An 11,775-nucleotide genomic window follows, 5' to 3' on the forward strand; every position below is an offset into this window, starting at 1 on the left:
TTAAATACGTTGTGTATTGACTATACTATTTTCTGTACCAAAGCTGTTTGCTATGTATCCATCAGCATGGTGATCATTATCCCAAATAGTACCATTAACTAAATATCGAAAATGAAACTGTTGATCGTTCGGTAAGCGCTGTTTTAACTTAAAACATTGCTCTTTTTTATTAAACTTCATAGTAACAGGTTGCCAATCAGTAAATTCACCAACTAACTGAACTTGCTCAGCCTGAGGATGCTGAAATTCAAATGTAACTTCAGCTTCATTTTTAGTTTTAAAAAATCGTTTACTTAACATAGTGGGCTCCAAACTAAACCTTAAGGTCAATTAATCCTTGCCACAGAAGTGCGTTCAACTACTCAACATACGCAGGGCTGTAAAATGTATTTTTATTAGGGCGTGTAACTTTTCAAGCTTGAAATTTGTTCAACTTTCAGACTGCGCTTGGTCGTTATGCTACGTTATCGCACAATCTATGTAGATAAAACACTACTATGTGCTCTGATTTGCCTAACAATCAAACATACTGCAGTAAAAGTAACCTCGAAAAATAAACACACCCTAGTTAAACAAAGTTATATTTATGCTTTATGACAGTGCAATTAAAAAAATATCGCACCAAATATGTGCAAATAAAACACAAAACACTCACCTCATTATCACCAATTAAATGAGAGCAAGAACTAAACCAAGTTTAATCAAGGTCTGAATTATGACCTTTAAAGTAGTTAACAAATAACCGCTGGTAAAGTGAATTTATTTAATGATTAAATTGAGTAAAAGTTCGGCAAACATCGATAAAATAACACTTAACAGGAAAAGGGTTGCTTTTACAAGACTATTGTAAAAGAAATGTTTTGTCAGTGACTCTGACAAACTATATACTGATAAAATTATGTAATACCTAATAAAAAACTCATATAATTGGGATAAAATGGTTTAATGGAATGACTAAATTTTTTCGCTTACTCAGTATTGCCTTTATTGCTATGTTTATTTTTTGCTACGGCATGAATATTTTATTGACCAAGCAAGTCAATACCATTAACCCGCAACAATCTAGTATTGCCACTCGCGCTTTTGATACTGCTACCACCCAACTAACGATGCCCTCTTGGTATAATCCTATATTAAATGGCCATTATATTGTTCGCAAAGATGGTACGGATTATTTACTTATTAAAGCAACAGACGCACAATTTATTACTGCCCAAGTATCATCAATGCTCAATGCCACTATTTTGTCACCCATAAACTTTATTTTATTGATTTTAATAGGTTTATTTTTAACGTGGTATTTTGGTAAGCAATTAAACATTAAACGCGAAAAACAATTAATAGAACAACTTAATACACAAACAAAAAAAGTAATCGAGTCATTTAACATTCAACTTCCTGAGCTTGAGCATGCAACAGAAGTTACCCGCTTAAGCCAAGCAATTAATGCCTTAACCAGCCATGTAGCCAATTATGCTCGTGAAACTCAAACCAGTATTTGCCAAGATAAATTGACCTTGTTAATTGACCGTCACGCTTATATTGAGCACTTAGACCGTCAACTCAGTGGTGCTGAACTCACAAACATTCACTGTGCCTTGTTATTTATTGATTTAGATGGTTTTAAGCAAGTAAATGACTCTTTTGGTCACAGTTTTGGTGATGAAGTATTGATTCAAGTAGCCGAACGCCTCGCAAGCGTATTACGCCATCACAAGCTTAATGATATCAATCCCACCAGTCTGCTAGAGCAAAATCTAGCACGTTTAGGGGGCGATGAATTCTCTATTTTTATTAATAACATTGATTCCAGTTCTAAAAGTTTGGATGTTGCACAGCATGTATTAAACGAAATAGAGCGAGACTTTGTACTAGGCAATAAACTAATTAAGATCAGTGCCAGTGTCGGTATTGCGGTTTATCCTGAGAGTGCATCAACTCCCCATGCTTTGTTGCAAATGGCGGATGTGGCTATGTATCGTGCTAAAACCGATGGACGTGGTATTTTTAAAGTCTATTCGCCAGAAATGGGCAATAAAATGCGTCGCTACCACTACTTACTCGAAGAGCTGCGTTTAGCGATTGCGTGTCATAATTTTCATTTATCATTTCAGCCTATTGTGCATGTTGAAGATTGCGCCATCGATTACTTCGAAGCATTAGTGCGCTGGGATCATCCTGTTGAAGGGGCTATTTCTCCAGTAGAGTTTATTCCGATTGCCGAAGAATCAAACCTTATATTAGAGCTTGGTGATTGGATAATGCTAGAGTCATGTCGACAAATGGCAGCTTGGCATAATGCTGGTATGCGCAAAGTTAAAATCTCAGTTAATGTCTCAGGCATTCAACTCAAACATCGCCCTATTCACGAATGGGTAATGAAAAAACTCGCAAAAACGGGTCTCCCGCCTACTTCTTTGATGTTAGAGATCACCGAATCAACATTGATCACCGCAAGTCACACTATTATTAATGAATTAGAAAAATTACGAAAAGAAGGCGTCACTATCGCAATTGATGACTTTGGTACCGGTTTTAGTTCTTTAAGCACCTTAGCTGATCTACCTATTGATGTGATCAAAATTGATAGATTATTCATAGCCCAAGCTAATGAAAACCCGAAGTATAATGAAATATTAAATTCAATCAGTGAGTTAGGCTCGAAGCTCGGCCTTAAAATCGTTGCTGAAGGGGTGGAAGAAATCGCCCAGTTTGAATTAGTGAAGCGTATGGGTATTAGCTGCGTGCAAGGGTATTTGGTCAGTCGTCCGCAGTCATCTGTGAATGTTGGCAGCAAAGTACTACAAGGAAATGTTAATCATATCGCGGCGACAGGCACTGGCGTATGGAGCCTCGAAACTTAACGATTATTCATTTATAGTCTTATTGGCATGGAAATTCACCTTAAAATAGATAATAATACTCAATAACTTAGTATCAGATTCTACTTCCTCCATGCTTAAAAAAAGTATTTATTCATTAATCTCAATCATCATTTTGGTGAGTATTGTACTTACCAGCATTTCAATTTATACCTTATACAGCAAAAAGAAACTCAGTGTTGATCCTAAACTCAAAGAAATATCGGGGATCGAATTTGATAAATTCAAGCGCTTGTGGGCAATAAATGACAGCGGTGATGATCCAAAACTTTATCGCCTCAACGAAGATGGCTCTATCGCCAAAGAGGTCCTTGTTACTAATGCGAAAAACATTGATTGGGAAGATATGACTCAGAATGACTTTGGGCACTTCTTTTTAGGTGACTTTGGTAATAATAAACAAGAACGTAAGTGGCTCACTATTTATAAAATAGAAAATCCCATCGACATCAAAACTGATACCACCGAAGCTGAAATTATCAAGTTTACTTATCCAGAACTTGACGGTAGCCCTATCACACCAGATAAGCGAAACTTTGATCTAGAAGCATTTGTTGCCTTTGGCCGTCACTTATATTTGTTTACTAAAAACCGTACTGAGCCGTTTGATGGCATTACTAATGTTTATAAAGTTGGCGATCATGCAGCTAATTTTGATGCGCAGTTAATAGATTCATTTAAAACCTGTACAACAATGGAAAAGCTTTGCTGGATAACCTCTGCAGCACTGAGCCCCGATCGTACAAAGTTAGTATTATTAGATTCAACAAGCATTTGGTTATTTGAAAACTTTACTGGTGATAAGTTTTTCTCAGGGGACGTATCACGAATAGATTTGGGGATTGTGACTCAAAAAGAAGCGATTACTTTCTATGATGAAAATACCATTGTATTTACCGATGAAGAATTTAAAGGAATTGGCGGTAACGCTTATGTCATTAAACTTGATGAAGTAACAAAAACTATCATTAAGAAAATACCAAAGGCGTCAGATTAAAATAAATCTATATCCGTGCTTTTATCATTTGAGTCAATCAAGTTGTTCTCCATTAACTGTTCATAAAAACACAGCCTATTGCGACCATTTTCCTTTGCGTAATAAAGTGCCTTGTCCGCATTTTCTAACACATTAATAGGAAAGTCGTAAGGGCTGATGCGACACATGCCAATACTAACGGTCATATTTTCAACAAATGGAAAATGAGTTTCTCTGATCATCTCCATAAACTCATTCATTTTCTTTTCAATCGACTCAAAATTGGTGGGTTCAAACACGATCACAAATTCCTCTCCACCAAAGCGAAAAATCAAATCGGTTGAGCGTAGAAAGTGGCGCATTTTTTGTGCAAGCAGCAATAAAACTTCATCACCACAAACATGACCAAAGCTGTCGTTTATTTTTTTAAAGTGATCAATATCAAGCATTGCCAGCCAAGATGTTGAGCTGAGCCTACGCTTGCGATTGTTATCCATTTTTGCTGTTTTATGCTGTTTTATTACTTGCTTTTCAATTAGCTGCTTTATTTTTTTATCAAATGTTTGTCTATTTAACAGACCTGTGAGTTGATCCCGTTCATTTTCATGCAAGATAAATAAATAATTTTCATAGATACGGCAAAAGGCATTAAGCAACACTTGATCCGCACTTTTTAAATCTTTACATACAACCGCAATAGCGCCTATCGGCTTATCTTGCAAAGAAATTGGTAACCAACGCTTCTCAATGCCATCCGCTGATTGTACAGTAATAATGCATGCTGAGCGCAAACATGACAACAGTTCTGGCTCTGGTGAATCGACTACTTTACGTTGTGCCCATTCAAACTGATTACCATTAATTACTTTTAACGATATGCTGCGCTCAATCGTTAAATCAGTGTGTACGTCTAAATCCTTATAAACTACAATTTCTGTACAACCAACAAATTCTTGGATCGTCGAGATCAAGCTATATTCTAATGAATCTACATCACGGTTTTTAGTTATTTTAATAACAGAATTTAATAAGTTTTCTTCCATAGGGATCCTATATTCAAATAACTGAAGATTCTTAATTACGATTAATTACCCGAACATAAGTTCTAGAAAATATAAACCAAATAAAAACGCCAATAAAATTAGGGAGCATAATTACATTAACGAGTAAAAAACCCAGCGCTAGTCGTAAGTGTAGTGCGTAAATACTGTTTTGTTTAGTCGTAAAGATAGAAAATAATTTAACCTCAATACGCTACGCAGCAAAAAATAATATATATAAAGTATGACATTCTGTATTTGTGGTCAATTTAGCGTTTAAACTTTGTTTCTAAAATAACAGAGGAAGTTGTACGTTCAACCCCATCTAAGTTACCAATGTCATCGAGTAAATGGCTGAGTTTTTCTAAATTTTGTGCTTGTACAACGGCTATCAAATCAAACTCACCACTAATAGCATACAATTGTGAAATAGCATCAATCTGCTTGAGTTCAAGGTTAGTTTTAGTGGTTAGTTTTTGCTTTACCTTAATTGATACATGGGCCGATACCATGGCACTTAAGTACGCATCGCCATAGTCAACACTGTAGCCCTTTATCACCCCAGTTTCTTCTAGCTTTAACATCCTACTTTGTACAGTTGAGCGCGATAAGTTAAGTGCCCTGGCAAGATCAGAAATACTCGCTCTGGCATTCGTGCGAAGTATAGAAAGTAGCTTTTCGTCTTGTATAGTTATCATATTGATTATTAACCTCGTCATTTTGTGTTTTATTTTAATCATTTTTCACAAAATAGCACTGCAAATTTAAGCTTTGAACTCAGATAATAGCGGTAGTAAATAAGAAAAATCATTAAAGCACATTATTGCAGGGTAATAACGGCTTGATTAACCCATCAAATGCAATTTGTTTTTTTTCATATTAAGTCAGAATTAGGTGTAACAAATGCAAGTAACAAGAGAATTATTCAACGACGTAATGGTCCCTAACTATAACCCATCAGAGGTTATTCCGGTGCGTGGCCAAGGTTCTCGTGTTTGGGATCAAAACGATAAAGAATATATCGACTTTGCTGGCGGTATTGCGGTCAACTGTTTAGGCCACTGTCACCCGGCCCTTGTTAATGCGTTAAAAGAGCAAGGCGAAAAAATCTGGCACTTATCCAATGTCATGACTAATGAGCCAGCACTTCGATTAGCTAAAAAAATCACCGACGCAACATTTGCAGACAAAGTTTACTTTGCAAACTCAGGCGCAGAAGCAAATGAAGCAGCGCTAAAACTCGCGCGTCGTTTCGCATTGGATGTACATGGTGCTGATAAAAGCCAAATAATCGCATTTAACAAAGGCTTTCATGGTCGTACCTTTTTTACCGTAACTGTGGGTGGCCAAACCGCATATTCTGACGGTTTTGGTCCTAAACCAGCCGCAATTGATCATTGTGACTACAATGATTTAGCAGCTTTTGAAGCACTGATCAGCGATAAAACCTGTGCCGTAATGATGGAACCTCTGCAAGGTGAAGGCGGCATTATCTCTGCAAATAATGAATTTATCAAAGGTGTGCGTGCTTTGTGTGATAAACACAATGCATTGCTTATTTTTGATGAAGTACAAACGGGTGTAGGCCGTACAGGCTCACTATACGCATACCAAGAATTAGGCGTGACACCAGATATTTTAACAACAGCAAAAGCGTTAGGTGGCGGTTTCCCTATTGGTGCGATGATCACCACGACTGATATTGCAGCACATCTTAAAGTGGGCACGCATGGTTCAACCTATGGCGGTAACCCGTTAGCGTGTGCAGTGGCAGAAGCGGCATTTGATACCGTGAATACCGAACAAGTGCTAAGCGGCGTTAAACAGCGTGAACAGCTTTTCCGTGATGGTTTTGCAGCGATCAACGCAAAATACGACGTATTTAGTGAAGTACGCGGTAAAGGTCTATTATTAGGCGCCGTACTAAACAGCAAGTTTGAAGGGCGCGCTCGCGACTTCTTGGTAGCAAGTACTCAACAAGGACTAATGAGCTTAGTTGCTGGTACTGATGTTATTCGTTTTACGCCTTCACTGGTGATCCCACTTGAGGACATTAAAGAAGGTCTAGCGCGCTTTGAAAAAGCCGTAGCAGACGTTGTAAACGGTTAACCTAATTTAACGCCCTGTTTAGGGCGTTAATGGAGCACTTTTAAATGCAAGTATTACGTCCTATAACCGCAAATGATTTTGACTCACTAAAACAAATAGCAATAGAGTCAGGCCATGGTTTTACATCATTACCTGTTGATGATGCCTTGTTGCTAGAGAAAATTGAACGAGCAGAAAGGAGCTTTGCAAAAAACATTAATAAGCCTCAAGACGAGGGCTACCTATTTGTATTAGAAGACAGTGAAACAGGTCAAGTAGTCGGCACTACCGCGATTGAAGCGGCGGTCGGTATGAACGTTCCTTTGTATCACTATCATTTAGGTAAAACGGTTCATCATTCTCGCACTCTTAACGTATATAACACCGTTGATATTCTCAGTATGTGTAATGATTACACCGGCTGCTCAGAGATATGCACACTGTTTTTACGTGAAGATAGCCGCAAAGGGCTAACAGGACGTTTCTTATCGCGTTCACGCTTTTTGTTTATGGCTCAACACAGTGAGCGTTTTGCCGATACCATCATTGCAGAAATGCGTGGCGTTAGTGACGAAAACGGCCATTCTCCATTTTGGCAATGGCTTGAAGAACATTTTTTCAGTATTGAATTCCCACTAGCCGATCATTTAGTCGGCTTAGGCGATAAAGTATTTATTAGTGAATTAATGCCCAAGTACCCTATTTACGCCAACCTGTTAAGCAAAAAAGCGCAAGCTGTAATTGGTAAAGTACACGAGCACACTAAACCTGCACTAAAATTGCTTGAAAAAGAAGGTTTTGAGCATCGAGGTTACGTTGATTTATTTGATGCTGGGCCAACAGTTGAAGCCAAACTTGGCAATATACGTAGCATCCGTGAATCTCAAGTATGCCCTATTACCATAGGTGAACTTGATCATATTAATCAACAAAGTTCCGACACCTTAGCTATTTGTAATCAAGGCGTGAATGACTTCAGAGCCACTTTCACAAAACATGCACATTATAATCATGCTAAACATACCTTGATTATTAGTAGTGAAGTTGCAAAAGCACTTAAATTAAAACAAGGAGATGCAGCGCGGTTTTTCCGTCTGTAAACCTCTGTAGGAGTTTCTATGAGCGTTAATACGCACAACAGCCAACTAATCAATAACCAATGGCAAACTGGCTTAGGTCATGATTTCAGTTCAATAAACCCAAGTAACGGTGATATTGTTTGGCAAGGTAAAGCGGCAAGTAAAGAACAAGTAGACGCAGCGATTAAATCAGCTCGTCAGGCACACATTACATGGGCAAATACCCCAATTACAGAGCGTATTGCGGTTCTTGAGCGTTTTGTCAGCCAGCTAAAAGAAAATAGCGAAGAGTTTGCGACTATCATTGCCCGCGAAACAGGTAAACCACTATGGGAAACACGCACCGAAGTGGGTGCTATGACAGGCAAAGTGGCGATCTCAATAAAAGCTCATAATGAACGAACAGGCACTACTGAAAATCCAATGCCCGGCGCTAAAGCTTTTATTCGTCATAAGCCGCATGGCGTAGTGGCTATTTTTGGCCCTTATAATTTCCCAGGCCACCTCCCTAATGGTCATATTGTGCCGGCAATTTTAGCGGGTAATACCGTCGTTTTTAAACCATCAGAGCTAACCCCTCTTGTTGCTCAATACACACTTGAGTTATGGTTAAAAGCAGGCCTGCCAGCTGGGGTGATCAACCTTGTTCAGGGTGAAGTTGACACCGGTATTGCACTTGCTAGTCACCAAGATACCGATGGCTTGTTTTTTACTGGCAGCTCAAACACAGGTCATTTATTACATAAGCAGTTTGCTGGACATCCAGGTAAAATTTTAGCGCTAGAAATGGGGGGAAATAACCCGCTCATAATTAAAGATGTGGCTGACGTAAATGCTGCCGTGCATGACATTATCCAATCCGGCTTTATAACTTCTGGTCAGCGCTGTACGTGCGCCCGTCGGGTATTTATTGCAAATACAGCTAATGGTAATGCTATTTTAGAAAAGCTGATCACCGCAACTAAAAGTATTAAAGTTGCAGACAGCTTTAGCGAAGAACAACCTTTCATGGGGGCTATGATCAGCGAAAAAGCCGCGCTTGGGATGGTCGCCGCTCAGCAACAATTGATTGATATGGGAGCTGAACCTTTAGTTGAACTAAAACACTTAAAACCAGGCACCGGTTTTGTAAGCCCTGGTATTATCGATGTAACAAATGTGGCCAGCATCGCAGATGAAGAACACTTTGGCCCATTAATTAAAATTTATCGCTATAGCGACTTTGACAGTGCAATTGTGGAAGCGAACAATACCTCATTTGGTTTATCGGCTGGGCTTTTAAGTGACTCAAGTGAAGATTATGAGCACTTCTTAAAGCACATTCGCGCCGGTATTGTTAACTGGAATCGCCCAATTACCGGTGCATCAAGTGCCGCGCCATTTGGTGGTATTGGTGCCAGTGGTAACCACAGAGCGAGCGCCTATTACGCCGCAGATTACTGCTCATACCCAGTAGCCTCTGTTGAAGCACCAAGCGTTAGTTTACCAAGTACCCTTGCGCCGGGCTTAATTATTGAATAATCAGTCTGCAGCTTAACGGCTGCAGAAATTAAATTAAGGAATTAAAAATGCACACAGATGTAAATGCCCTTTTTGACAACTTATGGCAAAACTACCTAGCGGTAACACCGTCAGCTGTAAAAGTTCATGAGCTACTAGGCTCGACACAACAAGATGATGTGATCAACGACCATATTGCACTACGCACTTTCAATCATGAAAAAATTGGTCTGGAAAAGTTAGCCGCCCATTTCTTAGCCGTCGGTTATAAAGAATGTGGTGAATATCATTTTGAAGCTAAAAAATTGTATGCTAAACATTATGAGCATAGCGATCCAAAGCAACCAAAAGTATTTATTTCTGAATTACTTGTAGAGCAATGTTCTGAGCAACTGCAAGCCATCGTTAATGAGCTGGTTGCCAGCATAGATGCAGATGCCGTAACCGCAGAAAACTTCTTATACTCAGGCACCCATTGGCAAGTAAGCTCTGAAACTTATAAACAGTTACTCGCTGAAAGCGAATATGCAGCATGGATGTCAGCATGGGGTTACCGTGCTAATCATTTCACCGTGAACATTAATGAACTTGCCAAATTTGATAAAATTGAAGACGTTAACCAAGCGCTTAAAGATGCCGGTTTTGCCCTTAATATTTCAGGCGGTGAAGTAAAAGGCTCACCTGAGGTATTACTTGAGCAATCATCAACCCTTGCCGATGACTTTGCCGTAGAGTTTAGTGACACGACGATGAGCGTACCTAGTTGTTTTTATGAGTTTGCCCTGCGTTATGCGAAACCTGATGGTGAACTATATACCGGTTTCGTTGCTGCATCGGCCGATAAAATTTTTGAAAGCACCAATGCACGTTAATAAATCTAGATTCAGATCATAAGTGCATGTGTTTACAGCTGGGTACTTACTGGCTGATTTAATAAAGTACTTAGCTGTACGATAGAAAAAACGCAGTTGTTCATTACAACTGCGTTTTTATTGTTTTTATACTAGGATTATGAGTCACTATATAAATAGTGGTTTATAGTCGTTTTCTAACTGTTCAAATGACAAATCACCAATAAAACGGCCAAAACTAAGCCACGTTGCTAAACCGCGTAAATCTTTAAAATGTGGTGGAACAAACTTAGGGTCTTCAATTACACCTAAATCATGTAATTGTGATATTAGTCTAAAGTCATCAATCGAGATTTTACCCACTAACAGCAAAGGTAATTGATCGATGCGACCAAGTTGTATCGCAACCCGAATTAAATTGTAAACCAATACAAACCCTTTGATATAAGCGATATCTTTAGTAAATGGCAAGCCTGTTGCGGTACTGCCACGAAATACTCGCTGGGCCAATGTATAGCTCTCATCTTTACTCAAGCCTTGAGCAACATAATCACGATATATATCAACAAACTCAGCCCCATCAATTACCTTGGTCACCGCTTGAATACGATTTACTAACTTCGCTAAACGACGAGGGGTTGATTTAAGGGTGATGATTTCGGTTAGTACCGCCAGCCCTTCTTGTGTCACTGTTGAACTTGGCGTGCCTTTACTTAAACAGGTTAAGTATGGCTGAGCTAAACCATTTTGGGTTGTACCGACGTGGATCCAGCCCTCATGTACTTCTAAAATATCAAGCTCACGTTGAGAAAACTTTACGTCTTGATTTAGCTTAATATTATTAGCACCAGCAGCTGCATCACTGACGATCCCATCACTAATAACCACTTCAACATCGATACCTGGCATGCTTAAACGTACTTGTTCAGCAAGAATTCGAACGGCTTCATCAGCATCTATATTTTTAGGATCATCTGGTAAAATATCGGCCGCCAATAGATTTTTGAGCGGTAACTCAAGCATATTTGCAAGCTCTGATAACGATGGCTCACCGGCATGAAATAAATCTTTTGGATGACCAAACAACTCTACAGATAAATCATGAAATTCAGCAGTGCCACGGTATTCAAGCATACTCAATACTGTTTTGTACTCGCTGCACATTTTACTCATATATTGAGCGATAGGATTGAGTTGCCCAAGCTGGCTAATGATATTACGGTTTAGATCAGAAAATGCTTGGCGTAGCTCGCTAGGTACAAAACCTAGATCCCGTTGCTGATAATAGGCTTTATCAACCAGTGGATTTTTTTGACATTTTTGTCTAAAAAACTCTTCTTTTATGCTTTTATCCCAATT

10 protein-coding genes are annotated in these 11,775 nt (G+C 38.9%); 6 read left to right on the forward strand and 4 right to left on the reverse strand.

From position 1 onward, the window contains the following. Complete coding sequence (locus H5158_RS11635) at positions 1-300, reverse strand: isoamylase early set domain-containing protein (RefSeq protein WP_182718642.1); 300 nt, start codon at positions 298-300, stop codon at positions 1-3. 650 nt (positions 301-950) lie between these two features. Between H5158_RS11635 and H5158_RS11640 the strand changes: the two genes are divergently transcribed. Next, the gene (locus H5158_RS11640) at positions 951-2,864 is read left to right on the forward strand and encodes a bifunctional diguanylate cyclase/phosphodiesterase (RefSeq protein ID WP_182740065.1); all 1,914 of its coding nucleotides are present in this window, start codon (positions 951-953) and stop codon (positions 2,862-2,864) included. Positions 2,865-2,955: 91 nt separating this feature from the next. Beyond that, a complete protein-coding gene (locus H5158_RS11645; RefSeq protein WP_182718640.1) occupies positions 2,956-3,879 on the forward strand; it encodes a hypothetical protein in 924 nt (307 codons plus the stop codon). Here the strand turns inward: H5158_RS11645 and H5158_RS11650 are convergent. Together H5158_RS11650 and H5158_RS11655 are read right to left on the reverse strand one after the other, a co-directional pair. Continuing rightward, positions 3,876-4,901, reverse strand: a complete 1,026-nt coding sequence (locus tag H5158_RS11650) for a GGDEF domain-containing protein (protein WP_182740066.1) — start codon at positions 4,899-4,901, stop codon at positions 3,876-3,878. The two genes, H5158_RS11645 and H5158_RS11650, sit on opposite strands and share 4 nt — an antisense overlap. Before the next feature lie 266 nt (positions 4,902-5,167). Then, positions 5,168-5,596 (reverse strand): Lrp/AsnC family transcriptional regulator, encoded by a 429-nt coding sequence (locus H5158_RS11655; RefSeq protein ID WP_145235943.1) that lies wholly within the window; start codon positions 5,594-5,596, stop codon positions 5,168-5,170. Positions 5,597-5,801: 205 nt separating this feature from the next. Between H5158_RS11655 and H5158_RS11660 the strand changes: the two genes are divergently transcribed. From H5158_RS11660 to H5158_RS11675, 4 genes are read left to right on the forward strand one after another with little or no spacing between them, the layout of a single operon-like run. Beyond that, a complete protein-coding gene (locus H5158_RS11660) occupies positions 5,802-7,007 on the forward strand; it encodes an aspartate aminotransferase family protein (protein WP_182740067.1) in 1,206 nt (401 codons plus the stop codon). A 44-nt stretch (positions 7,008-7,051) separates the two neighbouring features. Beyond that, a complete protein-coding gene (gene astA, locus H5158_RS11665; protein WP_149980153.1) occupies positions 7,052-8,086 on the forward strand; it encodes an arginine N-succinyltransferase in 1,035 nt (344 codons plus the stop codon). Positions 8,087-8,104: 18 nt separating this feature from the next. Further along, positions 8,105-9,586, forward strand: a complete 1,482-nt coding sequence (astD, locus tag H5158_RS11670) for a succinylglutamate-semialdehyde dehydrogenase (protein WP_182718638.1) — start codon at positions 8,105-8,107, stop codon at positions 9,584-9,586. 47 nt (positions 9,587-9,633) lie between these two features. Continuing rightward, the gene (locus H5158_RS11675; RefSeq protein ID WP_149980151.1) at positions 9,634-10,437 is read left to right on the forward strand and encodes a DUF1338 domain-containing protein; all 804 of its coding nucleotides are present in this window, start codon (positions 9,634-9,636) and stop codon (positions 10,435-10,437) included. A gap of 147 nt (positions 10,438-10,584) precedes the next feature. Here the strand turns inward: H5158_RS11675 and H5158_RS11680 are convergent. Beyond that, positions 10,585-11,775: flavohemoglobin expression-modulating QEGLA motif protein (locus H5158_RS11680; protein ID WP_182740068.1), on the reverse strand; the 1,191-nt coding region annotated here is incomplete at its 5' end.

It is taken from the genome of Pseudoalteromonas sp. SR45-6 (assembly GCF_014163545.1).
In the GTDB taxonomy this organism is placed as follows: Bacteria; Pseudomonadota; Gammaproteobacteria; order Enterobacterales; family Alteromonadaceae; genus Pseudoalteromonas; species Pseudoalteromonas rhizosphaerae.